The sequence below is a fragment of the Ralstonia sp. 110700041-2 genome, assembly GCF_056280165.1.
In genome coordinates this window covers 164,289-183,578 of sequence record NZ_JBSFAI010000011.1, presented here as the reverse complement: position 1 = coordinate 183,578, position 19,290 = coordinate 164,289, and the positions used below count along the sequence as shown (strand labels likewise).

The window sequence follows — 19,290 nt, the reverse complement described above, 5'->3', positions numbered from 1 at the left end:
CCCGCTGGCTCGCCCGGCTGGAGCGATGGTCAGCGGTTGAGCATTCGCCCTAGCCTTCTATCAAATGAGAATGATTCGCATTATATAGATTGAAATGTGATGTCAGCAAGTGTTAATTCGCCGGCACCCCCTGTTTCCACTGGGGCCAGTGCTGCACGATGTCGTCCAACAACGGCTTGGCCGCATTGACAAGGTTGTGTGTGGCCGGCACGAAACCACCCTGCTGCGCATAGTTGATGAGCCCGTCGGAGGCGGTCTGGCCGTCGTACGGACGGTCAAAGTCGGACCCGGCGCGCAGCAGTGCCACGCGGCTGAAATCGACCTTCCCGGCACGGGCGCCGCGCGTCAACACTTCGAGCGTGGCGTTGTCTTCCTGCGCCGTCGTGCAGTAGGTGCCCTTGTTATCGGTCATCGTCTTCACCCAGTCACGCGCGCGCTGTCCGAGGTTGCGGCCGGCCCACCATGTATCGGCGGAAGCCACGTCGCACTGGATGACGGCGGGTGGCTGGTTGGCCGGCGCATATGCGTAGTTCTTGCGGAAGGCGATGGCCTCGGGGCTGTCTTCCAGCGTCGCCGATTTCGACAGCGTGTACGCCTTCTGCAGCAACGTCTCGTTGAGTTGGAACACTTCGGTGCGGTAGTCCATCGGCGGCTTCTCGCCCGGGCCCTTCGTGCCGATGCCGAAGTAGCCGTACGGCCAGCCGGCCGGCATCTCGCGCGCATCGATCTCGTGCGAGAGACCGTAATCGACCGCATACCGCGCCCACGCCGCCGAGCCCACCGTCCCCTGCCCAGGATCGATGCCCGCAATGCCGGCAATCACAAAGTAGGTGTGCGAGAGGTCCAGCTTGCTGCGATAGAGCAACGCAGAAATCGTCGACGCCGCATTCGCATACCCCATGCCCGTGGTGACCTGGCAGATGCCGTCGTAGTTGCACAGCATGTTCGGCGCGTCGGGCGACAGGCCGGAGATATAGACCTTCTCCTTCAGATCGTAACGGTCGATAAAGGGTTGGGCTTCGCCCTGAAACATGTTGATGACGATGACCTTGACGCCGTCAAACGCACAGCTGTTCAAGGTCAGCGCCGCGGCACCGATCGCGCAGAGCCTGGCGATGGATCGCATGGGGGTCTTGAGTGGGGAATCGATCATGGCGAAGGCACTCCGTGTTTCCACACGCTCCAGCGCGTGACGATCTCGTTGACCAGCGGGCCGCCCGCCAGATACAGGTTGTTGAGCGACGGCACGAACCCGCCCGAGTTGCTGTTGACCAGCGAGTCGTACGGCGTCTGCCCCGGATACGGCCTATCGAAGTTGGACGCGGTGCGCAGCACGGCCACACGCTGCAGGTCGAGCAGGCCTGCCTTGGAGCCGCGCGTGAGCGCCTCGAACGTGGCGTTGTCTTCCTGCTGCGTGGTGCAGTACGTGCCCTGCCCGTCCGTCAGCAGCTTGACCCAGGCTGCTTCGCGCTCGCCCAGCTTGGCGCCGTGCCAGTATGTGTTGCCGGCAGCGGTGTCGCATTGCACGACGGAAGGCGGCTGGTTGGCCGGTGCACTCGGGTAGTTGGCGCGATAGGCGCGCGCGGTGGCGTTGTCGTCCAACACCGCGCCCTTGGAGAGCGCCAGCGCCTTCTGCAGCAGCGCCTCGTTCACGCGAAAGACTTCGGTCTTGTAATCCAGCGGCGGCTTCTGTCCGGGGCCCTGCGTGTTGATGCCGATGAAGCCGCCGGGCCAGTTGGCGGGCACCTCGCGCGCGTCGATCTCCCACGCAATGTCGCTGTCGACGAGGAAGCGCGCCCACGCCGCGCTGCCGAGCGTGCCCTGCGACGGGTCGATCCCCGCAATGCCAGCCACAAGGAAGTACGTGCGCTGTAGATCGAACTTGCCGCTGTAGATCAGCGCCGACACCGACGACGCCGCATTCGCCTTGCCCATGCCCGTGGTGAGCTGGCAGACGTCGCTGGCGTTGCAATGCACGTTCGGATAGTCGATGGACAGGCCCGGCACCGGCACATCCTGCGTGAGGCCAAGCTTGTCGATCCACGGCTGCGCCTCGGGCGCGAACATGCTGATGATCAGCACCTTGACCTTGCGCGCGTGCGATTCCGGTGCGAGTTGAGCACCCGGCTGCGTCGACGCGCCAACGCCCGCCGCCAGCAATGCGCCAACCGCGACGGCACGGGCCAATCGTTTGCCTTTGCGCCCGAGCAGCCGGTGCGGCGGCTGCGGTGGCGGGGCGTCAACCTTGTCAGATAGGACGCTCATGGTTCTCCTCGGATTTGGGGATAGGGATGGGATCAACCCGCGCTGTGGGGAACAGCGCGCGCCACCGATGCAAATTGCCTGCCAAGGGGCACGCAATCGCTACACAATCGGCAACGTTTTCCCGGTATAGGCCACGGCTGGGCCTGTCTCCAGCCGGGCGACATTCCCCGCTTGTTCTCATGGCGCAGACAAGCCCCAACGGAGGGCGCGCTGTGCCCCGAAAGTCGCGCGGCCTGCCCCACGGAAATCCGTTGCTCAGGTTTGTGAGGCGCCGCTCAGGTTCTCCGAGTGGACCCAGTTCTGGTCGGGCGCCCGCCATGGCGACCGAAATGAGCGCCTGCGCGTCTTCCTGCTGGACACCACGCCACCGCCCTGATCGCCTCCAAACAAAACGGCGCGCGCCCCGTTGCCGGGAGCGCGCGCCGTCTAGCGCATTCTTGTCGAACGCGTTACATCAAACCTTCTGCTGCACCCACGCTGCCACGCCGGCCAGCGCCTGCGGCAGGTTGTCCGGCTCCGTGCCGCCGGCCTGGGCCATGTCCGGGCGGCCGCCGCCCTTGCCGCCGACTTGCTGGGCGACAAAGTTGACCAGCTCGCCCGCCTTGACCTTGGCCGTGGCGTCAGCCGTCACGCCCGCAATCAGCGCAACCTTGCCGTCGCTCACGCTGCCCAGCACGATGGCTGCGGTCTGCAGCTTGTCCTTGAGCTTGTCCATGGTCTCGCGCAGCGTCTTGGCATCGGCGCCGTCCAGCTTGGCAGCCAGCACCTTGATACCGGCAACGTCCACGGCCTGGCTCACGAGTTCGTCGCCCTGGCTTGCGGCCAGCTTCGATTTCAGGCGCTCCAGTTCCTTCTCGAGCGTCTTGACCTGGTCCTGCACCTGCACGATGCGCGACGTCAGTTCCGACGGCTGCGCACGCAGTGCGGCAGCCGCTTCGTTGATGCGCGTATCGAGCGTCTGCAGGTAATGCAGCACGTTGTCGCCAGTGATGGCTTCCACACGGCGAATCCCCGCCGCCACGCCCGATTCGCTCACGATCTTGAACAGGCCGATGTCGCCCGTGCGCGCCACGTGCGTGCCGCCACACAGTTCCTTCGACGAACCGATCGACAGCACGCGCACTTCGTCGCCGTACTTCTCGCCGAAGAGGGCCATTGCGCCATTCTTGACTGCGTCGTCAAAGCCCATAAGCTGGGCGCTCGTGGCCGCGTTGGCGAAAATTTCTGCGTTGACGCGGGCTTCCACTTCGCGAATCTGCAGCGGCGTCATCGGTGCGTTGTGCGAGAAGTCGAAGCGGGTTTTTTCTGCATCCACCAGCGAGCCCTTCTGCTGCACGTGGCTGCCCAGCACTTCGCGCAGAGCCTTGTGCATCAGGTGGGTGGCCGAGTGGTTGCGCATGGTGCGCGCGCGGCGCACTGCGTCCACCTCCGCCGCCACGGCATCGCCAACCTTCAGCACGCCGGTGCGCAGCTCGCCGTGGTGGCCGAACACGTCCGGCTGCACCTTGAGCGTGTCGACCACATCAAACCAGACGGTCGCAGCCTTGAGCGTGCCCTGGTCGCCAACCTGGCCGCCCGATTCCGCATAGAACGGGGTGTGGTCCAGCACCACCACGCCGGTCTGGCCCGGGTGCATTTCCTGCACCGATGCGCCATCCACAAACAGCGCCGTCACCCGCGCGGTTTCGCGCACGAGCTGCTCGTAGCCGTGGAACGTTGTCTTGTCGCCGGTGTAGTCGAGCGTGCCGGCGGCCATCTTGAACTTGCCGGCCGCGCGTGCCTGCTCGCGCTGGCGGTTCATGGCGGCGTCAAAGGCCGCTTCGTCGACGATCACGTCGTTCTCGCGGCAGACGTCTTGCGTCAGGTCCAGCGGGAAACCGTAGGTGTCGTGCAGCTTGAAGGCCAGTTCGCCGTCGAGCATCTTGGCACCCGAGGTCTTCAGCTCGCCCAGCGCGGCGTCGAGGATCGACATGCCGTGCTCGATGGTCTCGAAGAAGCGCGCCTCTTCCGTACGCAGCACTTCGACCACACGGTCGCGCGCCTCGCGCAACTCCGGATAGGCCTCGCCCATCTGCGCGACGAGGTCGTCCACGAGCTTGTGGAAGAACGCTGCGCGGCAGCCGAGCTTGTAACCGTGGCGGATGGCGCGGCGGATGATCCGGCGCAGCACATAGCCACGGCCCTCATTGCCCGGGATCACGCCGTCGACGATCAGGAACGAGCATGCGCGGATGTGGTCGGCAATCACGCGCAGCGAGTTGTTGGCCAGATCCTTGGTGTTGGTCTCGCGCGCGGCGGCAGCGATGAGCGCCTGGAACAGGTCGATCTCGTAGTTGCTGTGCACGTGCTGCAGGATGGCAGCCAGGCGTTCCATGCCCATGCCCGTGTCGACGCACGGTGCGGGCAGCGGGGTCAGCGTGTATTCGCCGGTCGCCGGATCGAGCTGGCGATCGAACTGCATGAACACGTTGTTCCAGATTTCGATGTAGCGGTCGCCGTCGGCTTCCGGGCTTCCCGGGGGGCCGCCCCAGACGTCGGGGCCATGGTCGTAGAAGATTTCCGAGCACGGGCCGCACGGGCCGGTTTCGGCCATCTGCCAGAAGTTGTCGGAGGCGTACGGCGCGCCCTTGTTGTCGCCGATGCGCACGACGCGCTCGGGCGGCAGGCCAATGACCTTGGTCCAGATGTCGTAGGCCTCGTCGTCGGTCTGGTAGACGGTGGCCCACAGCTTCTCGGCCGGCAGCTTGTATTCCTGCGTCAGCAGCTCCCACGCCCACACGAGTGCGTCGCGCTTGAAGTAGTCGCCGAACGACCAGTTGCCAAGCATTTCGAAGAACGTGTGGTGGCGCGCCGTATAGCCGACGTTTTCCAGGTCGTTGTGCTTGCCACCGGCGCGCAGGCAGCGCTGCACGGAGGCCGCACGCACGTACGGCCGCTTGTCGGTACCGAGGAAGACGTCCTTGAACTGCACCATGCCGGAGTTGGTGAACAGCAGCGTCGGGTCGTTGCCCGGCACCAGCGGCGAGGAGCGCACCACGGTGTGGCCCTTGCCCTCAAAGAACGTCAGGAATTTTTGGCGGATATCGGAGGCTTTCATGTCGCGGGGTGCCGGAGTCAGCATGGCGCCTGGGGCAACCGCCCGGCGCATCTTGGATCAGTGCAAACCATTGATTATACGGGGTTGCTAATGTGTTAGCGCCCATTCGTCGCATGGGGCTGGGGGTACCCCGGCGCGTGGTGTAGAGTGCACCCGTTCCAATCGTGTCGATTCGTCAATCCATGGGCGCTCTGAGCCATCTCCGTGTTCTCGACCTGACCCGCGTACTTGCCGGCCCCTGGTGCGCACAGAACCTCGCCGATTTCGGCGCCGACGTCATCAAGGTGGAGCGCCCGGGCGCCGGCGACGACACGCGCACCTGGGGCCCGCCGTGGCTCAAGGACGAAGCCGGCCAGGACACCGCCGAGGCCGCCTACTACCTGGCCGCCAACCGCAACAAGCGCTCGATCACGGTCGACATCAGCACGCCCGAGGGCCAGGACATCGTCCGCCAGCTCGCCGCGCACGCCGATGTGGTGCTCGAGAACTACAAGGTCGGCCAGCTCGCGAAATACGGGCTCGACTACGCATCGATCAAGGCCGTGAAGCCAGACCTCGTCTACTGCTCCATCACGGGCTTCGGCCAGACCGGTCCTTACGCCGCCCGCGCCGGCTATGACTTCATCGTGCAAGGCATGGGCGGCTTCATGAGCCTGACCGGCGAGCGCGACGACCTGCCCGGCGGCGGTCCGCAAAAGGCCGGCGTGGCCATCTCGGATTTGATGACCGGCATGTACGCCACCGTGGCCGTGCTCGCCGCGCTCGCGCACCGGGACCGCACGGGCGAAGGCCAGTACATCGACATGGCGTTGCTCGACGTGCAGGTCGCCATGCTGGCCAACATGAACACCAACTACCTCGCCAGCGGCCAGGCGCCCAAGCGCTGGGGCAATGCGCATCCGAACATCGTGCCGTATCAGACGTTCCAGGCGGCCAACGGCTGGATCATCGTGGCAGTCGGCAACGACGGCCAGTTCCGGCGCTTTGTCGAGGCCGGCGGCATGCCCGAGCTGGCCGACGACCCGCGCTTTGCCACCAACCCGCAGCGCGTGGCCAACCGGGACGTGCTGGTGCCGATCCTGGCCGAGATGGTCAAGCGCTTGAGCAAAGGCGAATGGATCGACAAGCTCGAAGCCGCCGGTGTGCCGTGCGGCCCGATCAATTCGCTCGACGAGGTGTTCGACAACGAGCAGGTGCAGGCGCGCGGCCTGCGCGTCGACCTGCCTCACCCCAGCGCCGGCACCGTCAAGCTTGTCGGCAGCCCCGTCAAGATGAGCGCCACGCCGCCCAAGGCCGCAAGCCACCCGCCGCTGCTGGGCGAACACACCGAGGCTGTGCTGCGCGACGTGCTGAACCTGAACAGGGAGCAGATCGAAACGCTGCGCGCGCGCGGCGTGATCTGAGCCCTGCAATCCACGCCAACCCTTCCCCACCCTGATGAGGTCAACATGTGGCTTGATGCGTTGCTGGCTTACCTGCATTACATCTCGATCTTCACGCTGATCGTTTTTCTCACCGCCGAGGCCGTGGTGCTGCGCCCGGACATGACGCCCGAGATCCGCAAGCGCCTGGCACGTTATGACGCCGTGTTCGGCTTTGCTGCACTCGCGGTGCTGATCACGGGGTTGCTGCGCGTGTTCTACGGCGCCAAGGGCTACGCGTTCTATGTCCACAACCCGGTATTCCACGTCAAGGTGGGCCTGTTCATTCTCGTGGGGCTGATGTCGATTGTTCCGACCATCAACATCCTGCGCTGGAAGAAGCAGGGCAAGACGCTGCCCGACTTCGTGCCCACGCCGTCGGAGATTGCCAAGACGCGCCGCTGGGTCATGGTCGAGTCGCACCTGATCATCTTCATTCCGCTGGCGGCCGTGCTGATGGCGCGCGGTATCGGCATGTAATTGCACCGGGGGACGCGCAACCGCGTGGTGCGGCCCCAATGTTGCTCAGGGCAACGCTAGGGACAAACCCTGAACCGTTTGCCCGGGGCGCCGCGCCGGCTCATGAAGCGGCATGCCCTCCCCTCCGCAAGCTGCTTGAAAGCCGGTCTGCTTAGCGTGCAAACTTGGTCGCCTTACCAGGCATAAGGCGGCCCGCCTAACCCGCGCGGCACGCCATCCCAAGGAGACCAGACTTGCAGAACGATCCACGAGGTCGTCCGGTGATCCGCAGTCACCAGGACTTTGCATCCGGCGTCATGTTCATCGTCGCCGGTGCGGCGTTTGCCATTCTGGCGCGCAGCTACCGCATGGGCACCGCCAGCAGCATGGGCCCGGGCTACTTCCCGTTCTGGCTGGGCGTGGTGCTTGTGCTGCTGGGCGTGGTGGTGGTCGTGCAATCGCTGTCGCGCAAGGGCGTGGTCGACCGCATTCCGCGTTGGGACGTCAAAACGCTGCTGTGGGTTCTCGGCTCCGTGGTGCTGTTCGGGCTGCTGCTGCAACCGCTGGGGCTGGTGCTCTCGCTTGTGGTGCTCGTGCTGGTCTCCAGCATGGCAAGCCACGAGTTCACGCTCAAGGGCGCAGCCGGCACCGCCATCGTGATGGTGGTGATGAGCCTCGCGGCGTTTGTCTACGGGCTCAAGCTGCAGTTCCCGGTGTGGCCCGCCTTCATCGGCAATTGAGCGCGAGGCACACGACACCATGGACCTCTTTGCCAACCTCGCGCTCGGCTTTTCGACCGCGCTTTCCATCCAGAACCTGATCTACGCGTTCATCGGCTGCGTGCTCGGTACGCTGATCGGCGTACTGCCCGGCCTTGGCCCCATCGCCACGATCGCAATGCTGCTGCCCGCCACGTACGCGCTGCCGCCGGTGGCCGCGCTGATCATGCTGGCGGGCATCTACTACGGCGCACAGTACGGCGGTTCCACCACGGCCATCCTCGTCAACCTGCCGGGTGAATCCTCTTCGGTGGTGACCACCATCGATGGCTACCAGATGGCGCGGCGCGGGCGCGCGGGCGTGGCGCTCGCCACCGCGGGCTTGGGCTCGTTCTTCGCAGGCTGCGTGGCCACGCTGGTCCTGGCGGCATTTGCCACGCCGCTGTCGGAATTCGCGTTCAACTTCGGGCCGGCGGAATACTTCTCGCTGATGGTGCTGGGCCTGATCGGCGCGGTGGTACTGGCGTCGGGCTCGCTCGTCAAGGCGATTGCGATGATCGTGCTGGGCTTGCTGCTCGGCCTGGTCGGCACCGATGTGAACTCGGGCACCGCGCGTTATTCGTTCGACGTGCCGGAGCTGGCCGACGGGCTGAACTTCGTGTCGGTGGCGATGGGCGTGTTCGGCTTTGCCGAGATTATCGCCAACCTCGAACAGAAGGAGCATCGTGAAACCTTTGTCGAGCACGTGCGTAACCTCTGGCCCAGTCGCGAAGATTTCAAGCGCATGATCCCGGCCGTACTGCGCGGCACGGCGCTGGGCTCGCTCCTGGGCATCCTGCCCGGCGGCGGCGCGACGCTGGCATCGTTCGCGTCGTACTCGCTGGAGAAGAAAACCTCGAAGTATTCGAGCGAATTTGGCAAGGGCGCCATCGAAGGGGTGGCGGGCCCGGAATCGGCCAACAATGCTGCGGCGCAGACGTCTTTCATCCCACTGCTCACGCTCGGCATTCCGCCCAACGCAGTGATGGCGCTGATGGTGGGCGCGATGACCATCCACAACATCCAGCCCGGCCCGCAGGTGATGACCAGCAACCCGGCGCTGTTCTGGGGCCTCATCGCCTCGATGTGGATCGGCAACCTGATGCTGATCGTGCTGAACCTGCCGATGATCGGCGTGTGGGTGCGCCTGTTGAAGGTGCCGTATCGCTTCCTGTATCCGGCCATCCTGGTGTTCTGCTGCATCGGCGTGTATTCGGTGTCGAACACGACGTTCGATATCTTCCAGACCGCGCTCTTCGGCTTGATCGGCTACATGTTCGTCAAGCTGCGCTGCGAACCGGCGCCCATGCTGCTCGGCTTCGTGCTTGGGCCGATGATGGAAGAGAACTTCCGCCGCGCGCTGCTGCTCTCGCGCGGGGATTTCTCCACTTTCGTTACGCGGCCGCTGTCGATGGGGCTGCTGATTGCAGCGGGCATCCTGGTTTTGCTGGTGGCGCTGCCCGTCATCAACAGAAAACGCGAGGAAGCGTTTCAAGAAGAGTAAGAAAGCGACGTTGCTGCATCGCACCCTACGAAGCCGGAGGCCCGCCCTCCGGTTTTTATTTGCGCACGCGGCGGCGCAGCATTAGAGCCAGACCTCCACTTCAGTTGACGTCGGACACGGCGCTTCGGATAACGGAGGGCGATCGGCCCAAAGAGGTCGACCACCCATCCAATGTCCAGGAGACAACCGAATGTCACAGACTTCCCTGCTCCATGCTGTGTATGGATCAGCGCGCAGCTTCCTGCGCACGCACGCTGCAGCCGCCGTCTTGGCCGCATCCGCCCTCAGCTTGGGTGCCGTCGCGCCGGCGCAGGCCGCCAGCACCTATGCCGCGACGAAGTATCCGATCGTGTTGGTGCATGGCCTGTCGGGCACCAGCAAGTTTCTCGGCGTGGTCGATTACTGGTATCAGATCCCCGAAGACCTGCGTGCCAACGGCGCCAATGTCTACGTGGCCGATGTCTCCGCCTTCAACGATGAAACCGTGCGCGGAGAACAGCTCGTCAGCCAGATCCGCAGCGTGCTTGCCGCCACGGGCGCCGCCAAGGTCAACCTCATTGGTCACAGCCAGGGCGGCCTGACCTCGCGCTATGCGGCGGCAGTGGTGCCGAACCTCGTGGCCTCCGTCACCACCATTGGCACGCCCCACAAAGGGTCGGAGTTTGCGGACTTTGTGGAATCGACACCGGCGCCGTTCCAGGCGCTCGTGAACCTCGGTGCCGACGTATTCGGCTCGGTGCTCGGCTGGTTCAACGGCAACAGCAATCCGCAGAACGGCTTTGCGGCGCTGCATATCCTGTCGACGTCGGGTGCGGCTGATTTCAACAAGGCGTTCCCCAGCGCGGGCCTCGCCAGCGGATGCAACACCGGCAGCGCCACCGACGTGCGCAATGGCAACGTGCAGAAGCTGTATTCGTGGACGGGCCGCTCCACTGCCACCAACGTGCTCGACGTATTTGATCCGGTGCTGGTTTTCAGCGGCGGCGTCATGCAGGCGCGCGGTTCGGGGACGAACGACGGCCTTGTCTCCGTATGCAGCGCGAAGTTCGGGCAGGTCTTGTCGACGGATTACGCGTGGAACCACCTGGATGAGGTCAACCAGCTGCTCGGTCTGATCGGTTGGGGCGCGGCCGACCCGGTTGCGGTGATCCGCACGCAGGCCAATCGACTGAAGACTGCAGGCCTCTGACCCTCGAATTGCCTAACGCCGATTGCCACGATGAAGCCCCTGTCGCCATCGATACAACCTATGACGTTTGTTGTTGCCGTACTGGTGGCGGTATCGGTCGCGGGCGGGGTCTACTGGTGGCACACGTCGGACGCACCTGACACGCCTGTGGCTTCGCAGCCGCAGGCAGCCAAGGGGGCATTCATCGGCAGTGCAGGCGGCGAACCGTCGACGACGGGCGCGCCGGCACCCGAGCTGGCCGACACACAGGCGCCGGACGGGCTCCAGGTGGATGCGCGCGGCCACCTCATCGTCGAAGCCGCCAACCGCGCGGTGTTCGACTACTTCCTCGACGTGCCGGCGTCGCTGCCCGAAGCTCAGCGGGTGTCGATGGCGGAGGCGCATCTGCGCGCCAAGCTGATCACGCCGGCGCTGGCGGAGGCGCAATCGTTGTTGCAGCATTACCTGGTCTATCGCAAGGCAGCCGCTGAAAACGCCAGCACCGGCCACAACAAACCGACCCTCGAACAAGTCCAGCAGCGCCCGGAGCTGATCGCTACGCTGCGCCAGCAGTTGAGCGAGCGCACCGCGCTGCGTCGACAATACCTGGGAGCGGACGTCGCCCAGGCCTGGTACGGCGATGACGACGCCATGGACGCCGCCGCACTCGAGCGCCTTGCCGTGATGGCAGACCCGTCGCTCACGCAGGAACAGCGCGCGGCCAGGATCGCCGCCATCGATGCCAGCCTGCCGGCCTCGGTGCAACAGGCGCGCCGCGACGCCTCCGCCCCGCTCAAGCTCGCCGCCGACACGGAAACCTGGACAAAGCAGGGCATGAGCGAAGCAGAGATGCGCCAGCGCCTGTCGGCCCGGGGGGTGGACAACCTGGTAGCCGACCGCCTCATCCAGGGCAACCGCGAGGAAGCCGACTGGCGCAACCGCTACGACGCGTACGCCCGTGAACGCGATCGCATCAACGCCTTTGCCGGCCTGTCGGATGCCGATCGGGCAGCGCAAATCGCACAACTGCGCCAACAGACCTTCACCGCCTCGCATGAGCTGTTGCGCGCACAGGCGCTCGATGGCCTGGCCCAGCGTAAATAGCGTCCCGGGGCGCGGAGCGCCGGGCACGGTAAAATCCCGGGATTGCCGAATCACGCACTCCCATGAGCCAAGACAACGCCACCGCCCCGACGTCCAACTTCCTGCGCCAGATCATTGACGCCGACCTCGCGCAAGGCACCTACGCCGATCGCAAGGACGCCACTGGCCAGCCGATTCCGCCGGTGGTCACGCGCTTTCCGCCGGAACCCAACGGTTACCTGCACATCGGTCACGCCAAGAGCATCTGGGTGAACTTCGGCATGGCCCGCGATTACAACGGCCGCTGCCACCTGCGCTTTGACGACACGAACCCCGTCAAGGAAGACACCGAATACGTCGATTCCATCATCGACGCCGTGCACTGGCTCGGCTATTCGTGGAGCGATGCCGGCGGCGAACACCTGTACTACGCCAGCGACTACTTCGAGCAGCTCTACGGCTTTGCCGAGGTACTGATCCAGCGCGGCGTGGCCTACGTCGACAGTCAGAGCGCCGAACAGATCGCCGCCAACCGCGGCGATTTCACCCGCCCGGGCACACCGTCGCCGTTCCGTGACCGCTCGGTCGACGAAAACCTGGCGCTGTTCCGCGACATGCGCGCCGGCAAGTACAAGGACGGCGAGCACGTCCTGCGCGCCAAGATCGACATGGCCGCGCCGAACATCGTGATGCGCGATCCGGTGCTGTACCGCATCCGCCATGCGCATCACCATCGCACCGGCGACGCATGGTGCATCTACCCGATGTACGACTTCACGCATTGCATTTCCGATGCGCTGGAGAACATCACACATTCGCTCTGCACGCTGGAGTTCGAGAACAACCGCCCGCTGTATGACTGGGTGCTCGACCACCTGCGTGATGCCGGCGTGCTGGCCGCCCCGCTGCCGCATCAATACGAATTCGCGCGCCTGCACCTGACCTACGCCATCACCAGCAAGCGCAAGCTGCTGCAACTGGTGACGGAAAAGCGCGTCGACGGCTGGGACGACCCGCGCATGCCGACGCTCGTTGGCATCCGCCGCCGTGGCTACACGCCCGAATCGATCCAGCTGTTCTGCGAACGCGTGGGTGTGTCGAAGGCCGACAGCTGGATCGACATGAGCATCCTGGAAGGCGCCGTGCGTGACGACCTCGACGCGCGTGCGCCGCGCTCGGTGGCCGTGCTGGACCCGGTCAAGCTGGTGCTCGACAACGTGCCGGCCGATTTCAACGAGCCGTGCTCCGCACCCGTGCACCCGAAGCAACCCGAACTCGGCCGCCGCGAATTCCCGCTCACGCGTGAGCTGTGGATCGAGCGCGAGGACTTTACCGAGACGCCTCCCAAGGGCTACTTCCGCCTGTTCCCGGGCAACAAGGTGCGCCTGCGCTACGGCTATGTGATCGAATGCACCGGCTGCGACAAGGATGCCGACGGCAACATCACCGCCGTGCACGCCAACATCATTCCGGACACGAAGAGTGGCACGCCGGGTGCTGACAGCGTGAAGGTGAAGGGCAACATCCACTGGGTGAGCGCCGCACATGCGCTGGAAGCTGAAGTGCGCCTGTACGACCGCCTGTTCAGCGACCCGCAGCCGGATTCGGGCGACAAGAACTTCCTGGATGCGCTCAACCCGAACTCCAAGAAGATCGTCAAGGCCTTCCTGGAGCCGACGCTGGCTACGGCCAAGGCGGAAGACCGCTTCCAGTTCGAGCGCCATGGCTACTTCGTGGCAGACCGCATCGACTCGCAGCCGGGCAAGCCCGTGTTCAACCGCGTGGTCGGCCTGAAGGACAGCTGGGGCAAGTAAGCACAGGCCCATGCGCGCCATGGGCCTCTGATATCGGAGGCATCATGCGTACATGGATCGTATTGCTGGCGGGGTTGTTCACCACCCCCGCCCTCGCCGCGTCATTTGCGCCAGACCTGGCGCACACGTCGGTCTACTTCGGCGCATCGCATTTCGATCGCAGCACGATGCGCGGCCGCTTCGACAAGATCGACGGCGCCATCAACTTCGATGAAGCCACCAGCCAGGGCGGCTTTGATTTCACCGTCGATGCCGACTCCATCAACACGCGCCTGCGCGTGCTGGATGGCGTGCTGAAATCGGAGCAGTTTCTCGACGCCGCGCAGTTTCCGGTCATCCGCCTGCGCAGCGACCGCTTTGTAGTGGAAGGCGGCAAGCTTGCCGCCATCGAAGCCCAGCTGACGCTGCACGGTGTGACGCAGCCTGTGCGGCTAGAGGTGCGCCGCTTCAGTTGCGGCGACGACAAAATGCCCGGCAGCACGCGTCACGTCTGCGGCGGCGATTTTCACCTCGCCATTGCCCGCAGCGCCTTCGGCATGACGCGTTTCCTGCCCGATGTGGGCGACCGCGTCGACATCGATATCAGCGTGGAAGCCACGCCTCAATAAACTCGCAATCACCCCGCATTCCATTCATGCCCAATATCGATTTCGCCCTGACCACCGAATACATCGAGCTTCACAAGCTGCTCAAGCTCACCGGCGTGGTCGACAGCGGCGGCGCCGGCAAGGCTGTTGTCGCCGACGGAGCGGTCACGGTCGACGGCCAGCCGGAACTGCGCAAGACCGCCAAGATTCGAGCGGGCCAGGTGGTCATGCTCGGTGATGTGCGCATTGCCGTGCAGGGCACCGACTAGCGCCTCAGGTGTTTGAAAACGCACCTTGTGCTACGGTGCGGCACTTTCACACCCATCCCAATCCAGGAGACTGACCATGCCGATCGCCCTCTGGTGCGTTCTGGTGGCAGCGGTGTTGCCGATCGTGTGCGTCGGCATCGCCAAAGCCAAAGGCCCGCGGTACGACAACAGCAATCCGCGCGCGTGGCTCGCACAGCAAACCGGCGTAGCGGGCCGTGCCGCAGCCGCACAGCAGAATCACTTTGAAGCGTTTCCGTTCTTTGCGGTGGCCGTGCTGGTGGCCATCCTGGGCGGCGGCGTCATCGACCGCATCAACCTGCTGGCCATCGCGTTCATCGTGGTGCGCGTGCTGTACACGGTATGCTATCTCGCCAACTGGGCACCGCTGCGTTCGCTGATGTGGTTTGCGGGCTTCGCCTTGTGCGTTGCGCTGTTCGTTCAACCCGCCTTCGCGCACTGAACATCCGCTCTGCCAAAGAAAACGGCGCCCAGGTGGCGCCGTTTTCTTTGGGCAATGCCGATTACGTCGATGCATCCGGCGGCACGGACGGCGCGCGGAACAACCGCCAGGCCATGCCGCCCAGCACCGCTACCGCCGCCAACAGGGCGCCCCACAGAACCCACTGGCGCTTGCGGCCGCCCGGTGGCTCTGCCGTCAGCGCGTCAGCAGGCGAATCGCTCATCGCGCCAAGTTGTGCCTGCGCAATGGCAGGCGACGCACCCGCGAGCAAATCCGCGCGTGCGACCGGATTGCCGCGCGCCACTTCCGCCACCGCCAGCATGAACGGCACATTGCCGCGCGCCGCATAGGTGACCGTGGCCGGACGCCAGCCAATCGCCAACTGGGGCGCGCCAGCACCCAGGCCACCGCTGCGCATGTCGACCTGCAGACGCCAATAGCGCTCGCCCGTCGCAGGCACGGGGATTGCCGCACTTTCCTGCTCGCCCTTCCCGTCGGCCCCCGCCAGCCGGAACAGGCGCGCAGAGGTCACCGGCCGCCAGGGCGCCTGGGCATCGGCACGCGCATACAGCGTCGCCTGCGCGACGGTGTTGGCTTGCGGCAGATGGATCTTCACTCGCTCGACCGGGAACACGCCGCCGGTATCGAACTGGTAATCACCGGCAGCGGGCGTCTGCACTGGCGCCAGACCCGAGCGCCACTGGATGGCGTTATCCGCGAGCGCGACCGGCGCACCGGCAGCGAGTTCTGCGCGCACGGCATCCGGCACAGGCGGTTTGCCTTGCCACGTCAGGCGCAGGTATTTCGCCCGTAGCCCCGTGAACTCGATGCGATCCTGCACCAGCGTGCTGCCCTGATTGGACAGGCGGAACAGCGTGGCCTGGGCGACGGGGCTCCAGTGCTGCAAGTCATCGCTGGCCTGCACGCTCACACCGCTCTGAAATTCGGCGGCCGGCAGCGCGACGATCAGCGCCGTCACCGTGTCACGAAGCTGGCTGAGGTCGACCACCCACGCGCGGACAGACGCCTGCGATAGCTGGGCGCCCGTTGCGCGCAGCACACCGTCGGTACCGAGCACGACACCCGCGGCGCCCGGCTTCTGCGCATCGTCGATGGGCGTGGCAAACCAGTGCACGTCGTGCAGCGTTCGGGCCTGCGGCGCCGGATCGCGCGGGATGTCGATGGTGAACGGCACGGGCTCGCCGTCGCCGTTGAGGATGCGCAGATCGGCCAGGCTGGCCTCGTGCGCATGAGCGTAGACGTCTTCGCTGAGCGTGACGGCGTAGTACGGGGCGCCGGGCGTACCGGTCAGCGCAAAGCGTTCGGCCCAGGCCGGCGCAGACAACAGCGACGCCGCAGCCATCGCAAGAGCAACCTTCTTCACAGAACCTCCCCGGTTTCAGCTCCGGCGCTGGTTTTGGGCTTCGGCGGCAACGGCGACAGATAGCCGATCAACAGCAGCAGCACGCCAATCCCGATAAACGACACGATGCGCTCGACACCCGTGACGCGTGACAGGTCGAACAGGAACAGCTTGACCACCGTCACGCCCAGCAGCGCCCCGCCGGTGAACCACAGCGCGCGGCTGGCGCGCCGCGTGGCAAACACCATCACCGCCAATGCCAGCACCGTCCAGAACATCGACAACGATGCCTGTACCAGCATCGAGGCCCCCAGATCGTCCAGCGTGTACGGAATATGCGTCCAGTGGTGCAGCGTGCGCAGCAGCACCGCGTTGGCCCAGATGAACAGCGTCGCGCCGATGGCGTAGCCGATGACCATCGGCTCAGGCACGAGATTGCGCAGCGCCACGCGGCGCATCCACAGCGCGATGGCAAGGAAAACCAGCAGTTGCGCCACGTCCAGCGGGTTGAGAATCGGCAGGTAGAACAGCGGCGCGGCATTGCCGTCGCTGGCGGCGCTCGCCAGGCTCCATAGCCACAGCAGGGCAGCCAGCGGCGCGGCACCCCACAGCAGGTAGGCGCGCTCGAACCGGGCGATCGGCCAGCGAATGCGCCATCCGGCGCCCGCCAGCAGGGCTAGCAACGCGCCATAGGCATAAGCCCAGGCGGCAAAACTCCAGGTGCCCTCGGGCACGTAGGCATCGAGGCGCCAGTAGCCTTCCGTGGCCAGTACGCCGCAGATCAGCCAGAACAGCACGGTATGCAGCGGCGCGAGGATGCGGTCTTTCACGTCGCGTTCCTGGCGGCGCAGCAGCACGAAGGTCAGCACCACAGCGGCAATCCACACCAGCCCGCCCCACCCGGCCAGCGGAGAGGGCACCCAGTGTTCGATCCCAGCCAGCGAAATCAGCGCCAGCACCGGCGACAACGCCAGCGCAGGCCACTCGGCCAGCGCCCAATCGAGCTTGCGGCGCAGGCCGTGTGCAGCCCACGCCGTCAGCACGGCAAAGGCGGCATACAGCGGAATGTCCGGCCGGTCGACGGTCTTGCTGGCGATGCGCCAGGCCCAGCGATCAATCTCGTTGCTGCCGCTGCCGAGCCACCACAGCAAGCCCCACACCGACGCGACAATCCCGAGCACCGGCGCCGCCTTCAGCCAAGCACGCACCTCCGCCTTGCCATGCAGACGCCAGCCGCTGAAGACGCCCGCCAGCGCAATCAATACCCCGCCGATATAGCGGCTGTTGAGCACGGCCCAGCCGCTCTGCGGCGCCCAATCGAACACGGCATCCACGGCGAAGGCGGCGCCCGCCGCAAGTTGCAGGAGCACGCCTGCCGCCAACGCCAGCCGCCGCTGCTGGCGCACTCCCAGCCACACCACGGCGGCACCTTCCAGGGCCCACACCGCGCTGGTCGTGCGTCCATCGAAAGCCAGCGGGATTGCCAGCGTGATGAAGATCACGCCCAACGCAAACATCGCTTCGTACAGCAGGCCGAGATTCGCGCGTTTGGGCGCCAGCCAGCCCGCAATCGCCAGATAGAACGCGGCCAGTGCGGTGGCGCTCCAGGCCATCGCAAACGGAATGTGGTGCACCAGCCCCGCCTGCAGCCCCATCGCCACCAACGGCGTGCCGAACACCAGCGTGCCGTCAACGTAGTTGGTGAGGCTGATATGGCGGCGCAGCGCGGTCAGCAGCGCAATGCCCACATACATCAGGAAGAAGAGGACCAGGAACGGCTCGGTGCTCGCCAGCAACGATGGCTGATAGCGCAGCACGCCCCAGGCCGTGGCAATGCCGAACGTAAAGACGAAGCCGAGCAGATTCAGCGCCCGCCACGCCCGGAACCACGCAATGGCGAAGATGCCCGCGTTCAGCAGCGCGTAATAGCTGAACAGCGCCACGTGGCTGCCTTGGCCCGTCGAGATCAGAATCGGCGCCAGGAAGCCGCCTGCACTGCCCGTAAAGGCGAGCGCCGGCGCGTTCTGCTTGACCGCCAGCCCGGCGGCCAGCGCGCAAATCAGCACCAGCAGCGGAAACGCCATCCCCGGGCTGAGCAGCGGCACGACGCGTGTGGCTGCAAACACGGTCAGATACAACACGCCGACACCGCCACCCTGCAGCACGAGCGCATAGCCCGGACGCTTTTCGCGCAGGCGCCAACCGATGCCGAGCAGCACGATCGCCCCGACCGCCACACCCGCCAGCCGGAACTCAACCGGCAGCAGGCTATTGTCCGCCGCGTACTTGAGCAGGAACGCCACGCCGAAAAACAGGACCAGAATGCCGACCCGCACCACGCTGTTGCCGCCCAGCAGCCAGTCGCGGGCAGCGCCCACGGCGCGCTCGACCCAATCGGGCTCGTGCGGTGCCAAGACGGGCACGGGCTGAGGAACAGGTTGAGGCGTCGGCTGCGTAACCGCCACCTGCGGCGCCGGCACAGGCGCGGCAAGTGCCTCCACCGCTGGCAACGCCTCTGTCGCGGTCGGCGGCGATTCAACGGCAGCAGCCTCCATATCGGCAGGCGCTGCAAACGTTCCACCCCTGATTTCAGCCAGTTGCCGACGCAGGAGCGAAACCTCATGCTCAAGCCGCGCCACACGCTCCTGCAGCGTCGCGGGCGGCGGCGACACGGCTGCCTGCGCGGCCGCATGGCCCGGCACCGCGCCGGTTGCGCCCGGGCCGTCGGGCGGATTGGCCCACTGCGCGCTGGCCCGCTTGTCCATGTACAAAATCAGCGATGCCAGTCCCAGACCGATCAACGCCCCAAAGAACGCCCCGACGACGCCCCCCGACAGGCCTCCGAGCAGCAGACCCACGATTCCGAATATCCAACGCATCGTTCTGATTGTCCTCGTTTGGATAGGAAAACCATGCGCCGACTGGCGCACGCACCGCTCGTATACCGCAAACGGCTGCCGTTGGGAATGCGCCCCGGCAATGCCTTCAGCTTCATCGGCCCGTGCGACAATGCGCGCTTTGCCAAAAACGGCCCATTCTCCG

At 65.5% G+C, this 19,290-nt stretch carries 15 protein-coding genes; 10 read left to right on the top strand and 5 right to left on the bottom strand.

From position 1 onward, the window contains the following. Window positions 1-112 precede the first annotated feature (112 nt). The 3 genes from ACUXH0_RS17685 to alaS form a co-directional block, all read right to left on the bottom strand. Window positions 113-1,153, bottom strand: coding sequence for a purine-nucleoside phosphorylase (locus ACUXH0_RS17685; RefSeq protein WP_024973335.1), 1,041 nt, complete (start codon window positions 1,151-1,153; stop codon window positions 113-115). Continuing rightward, a complete protein-coding gene (locus ACUXH0_RS17680) occupies window positions 1,150-2,265 on the bottom strand; it encodes a purine-nucleoside phosphorylase (protein ID WP_004629392.1) in 1,116 nt (371 codons plus the stop codon). The genes ACUXH0_RS17685 and ACUXH0_RS17680 overlap by 4 nt, the downstream gene beginning before the upstream one ends. 454 nt (window positions 2,266-2,719) lie before the next feature. Next, window positions 2,720-5,362 carry an alanine--tRNA ligase gene (gene alaS, locus ACUXH0_RS17675; protein ID WP_024973336.1) on the bottom strand — a complete coding sequence of 881 codons (2,643 nt, stop codon included), beginning with the start codon at window positions 5,360-5,362 and terminating at the stop codon, window positions 2,720-2,722. Between the two features lie 182 nt (window positions 5,363-5,544). Between alaS and ACUXH0_RS17670 the strand changes: the two genes are divergently transcribed. The 10 genes from ACUXH0_RS17670 to ACUXH0_RS17625 all read left to right on the top strand — a co-directional run bounded on the left by ACUXH0_RS17670 (window position 5,545) and on the right by ACUXH0_RS17625 (window position 14,885). Continuing rightward, on the top strand, window positions 5,545-6,765 hold the full coding sequence (locus ACUXH0_RS17670; RefSeq protein WP_024973337.1) for a CaiB/BaiF CoA transferase family protein: 1,221 nt from the start codon (window positions 5,545-5,547) through the stop codon (window positions 6,763-6,765). 45 nt (window positions 6,766-6,810) lie between these two features. Next, window positions 6,811-7,263 carry a DUF2214 family protein gene (locus ACUXH0_RS17665; RefSeq protein WP_012435112.1) on the top strand — a complete coding sequence of 151 codons (453 nt, stop codon included), beginning with the start codon at window positions 6,811-6,813 and terminating at the stop codon, window positions 7,261-7,263. A 296-nt stretch (window positions 7,264-7,559) separates the two neighbouring features. Further along, complete coding sequence (locus tag ACUXH0_RS17660) at window positions 7,560-7,982, top strand: tripartite tricarboxylate transporter TctB family protein (protein ID WP_235202039.1); 423 nt, start codon at window positions 7,560-7,562, stop codon at window positions 7,980-7,982. Between the two features lie 19 nt (window positions 7,983-8,001). Next, a complete protein-coding gene (locus ACUXH0_RS17655) occupies window positions 8,002-9,504 on the top strand; it encodes a tripartite tricarboxylate transporter permease (RefSeq protein ID WP_182594428.1) in 1,503 nt (500 codons plus the stop codon). Between the two features lie 190 nt (window positions 9,505-9,694). Then, the gene (locus tag ACUXH0_RS17650; protein ID WP_182594427.1) at window positions 9,695-10,693 is read left to right on the top strand and encodes a lipase family alpha/beta hydrolase; all 999 of its coding nucleotides are present in this window, start codon (window positions 9,695-9,697) and stop codon (window positions 10,691-10,693) included. Between the two features lie 60 nt (window positions 10,694-10,753). After that, the gene (locus ACUXH0_RS17645) at window positions 10,754-11,776 is read left to right on the top strand and encodes a lipase secretion chaperone (RefSeq protein WP_259393715.1); all 1,023 of its coding nucleotides are present in this window, start codon (window positions 10,754-10,756) and stop codon (window positions 11,774-11,776) included. A 62-nt stretch (window positions 11,777-11,838) separates the two neighbouring features. Next, on the top strand, window positions 11,839-13,569 hold the full coding sequence (locus ACUXH0_RS17640; RefSeq protein WP_182594425.1) for a glutamine--tRNA ligase/YqeY domain fusion protein: 1,731 nt from the start codon (window positions 11,839-11,841) through the stop codon (window positions 13,567-13,569). 44 nt (window positions 13,570-13,613) lie between these two features. Further along, window positions 13,614-14,177 carry a YceI family protein gene (locus tag ACUXH0_RS17635; protein WP_182594424.1) on the top strand — a complete coding sequence of 188 codons (564 nt, stop codon included), beginning with the start codon at window positions 13,614-13,616 and terminating at the stop codon, window positions 14,175-14,177. 26 nt (window positions 14,178-14,203) lie between these two features. Beyond that, window positions 14,204-14,425: an RNA-binding S4 domain-containing protein gene (locus ACUXH0_RS17630; RefSeq protein ID WP_004629413.1), complete on the top strand. Its 222-nt coding sequence runs from the start codon at window positions 14,204-14,206 to the stop codon at window positions 14,423-14,425. A gap of 76 nt (window positions 14,426-14,501) precedes the next feature. Beyond that, on the top strand, window positions 14,502-14,885 hold the full coding sequence (locus ACUXH0_RS17625) for an MAPEG family protein (protein WP_182594423.1): 384 nt from the start codon (window positions 14,502-14,504) through the stop codon (window positions 14,883-14,885). Window positions 14,886-14,946: 61 nt separating this feature from the next. Here the strand turns inward: ACUXH0_RS17625 and ACUXH0_RS17620 are convergent, their stop codons facing one another. Together ACUXH0_RS17620 and ACUXH0_RS17615 are read right to left on the bottom strand one after the other, a co-directional pair. Next, entirely contained in the window at window positions 14,947-16,269 is a 1,323-nt protein-coding gene (locus ACUXH0_RS17620; protein WP_182594422.1) for a DUF3999 domain-containing protein, read from the bottom strand. After that, window positions 16,266-19,127, bottom strand: a complete 2,862-nt coding sequence (locus ACUXH0_RS17615) for a DUF2339 domain-containing protein (protein ID WP_182594421.1) — start codon at window positions 19,125-19,127, stop codon at window positions 16,266-16,268. The genes ACUXH0_RS17620 and ACUXH0_RS17615 overlap by 4 nt, the downstream gene beginning before the upstream one ends. Between the last annotated feature and the right edge of the window lie 163 nt (window positions 19,128-19,290).

Coding starts and splice junctions, on each gene's coding strand:
- ACUXH0_RS17685 (WP_024973335.1), bottom strand. CDS start 1,153: ATGATCGATTCCCCACTCAAGACCCCCATGCGATCCATCGCCAGGCTC.
- ACUXH0_RS17680 (WP_004629392.1), bottom strand. CDS start 2,265: ATGAGCGTCCTATCTGACAAGGTTGACGCCCCGCCACCGCAGCCGCCG.
- alaS (WP_024973336.1), bottom strand. CDS start 5,362: ATGAAAGCCTCCGATATCCGCCAAAAATTCCTGACGTTCTTTGAGGGC.
- ACUXH0_RS17670 (WP_024973337.1), top strand. CDS start 5,545: ATGGGCGCTCTGAGCCATCTCCGTGTTCTCGACCTGACCCGCGTACTT.
- ACUXH0_RS17665 (WP_012435112.1), top strand. CDS start 6,811: ATGTGGCTTGATGCGTTGCTGGCTTACCTGCATTACATCTCGATCTTC.
- ACUXH0_RS17660 (WP_235202039.1), top strand. CDS start 7,560: ATGTTCATCGTCGCCGGTGCGGCGTTTGCCATTCTGGCGCGCAGCTAC.
- ACUXH0_RS17655 (WP_182594428.1), top strand. CDS start 8,002: ATGGACCTCTTTGCCAACCTCGCGCTCGGCTTTTCGACCGCGCTTTCC.
- ACUXH0_RS17650 (WP_182594427.1), top strand. CDS start 9,695: ATGTCACAGACTTCCCTGCTCCATGCTGTGTATGGATCAGCGCGCAGC.
- ACUXH0_RS17645 (WP_259393715.1), top strand. CDS start 10,754: ATGACGTTTGTTGTTGCCGTACTGGTGGCGGTATCGGTCGCGGGCGGG.
- ACUXH0_RS17640 (WP_182594425.1), top strand. CDS start 11,839: ATGAGCCAAGACAACGCCACCGCCCCGACGTCCAACTTCCTGCGCCAG.
- ACUXH0_RS17635 (WP_182594424.1), top strand. CDS start 13,614: ATGCGTACATGGATCGTATTGCTGGCGGGGTTGTTCACCACCCCCGCC.
- ACUXH0_RS17630 (WP_004629413.1), top strand. CDS start 14,204: ATGCCCAATATCGATTTCGCCCTGACCACCGAATACATCGAGCTTCAC.
- ACUXH0_RS17625 (WP_182594423.1), top strand. CDS start 14,502: ATGCCGATCGCCCTCTGGTGCGTTCTGGTGGCAGCGGTGTTGCCGATC.
- ACUXH0_RS17615 (WP_182594421.1), bottom strand. CDS start 19,127: ATGCGTTGGATATTCGGAATCGTGGGTCTGCTGCTCGGAGGCCTGTCG.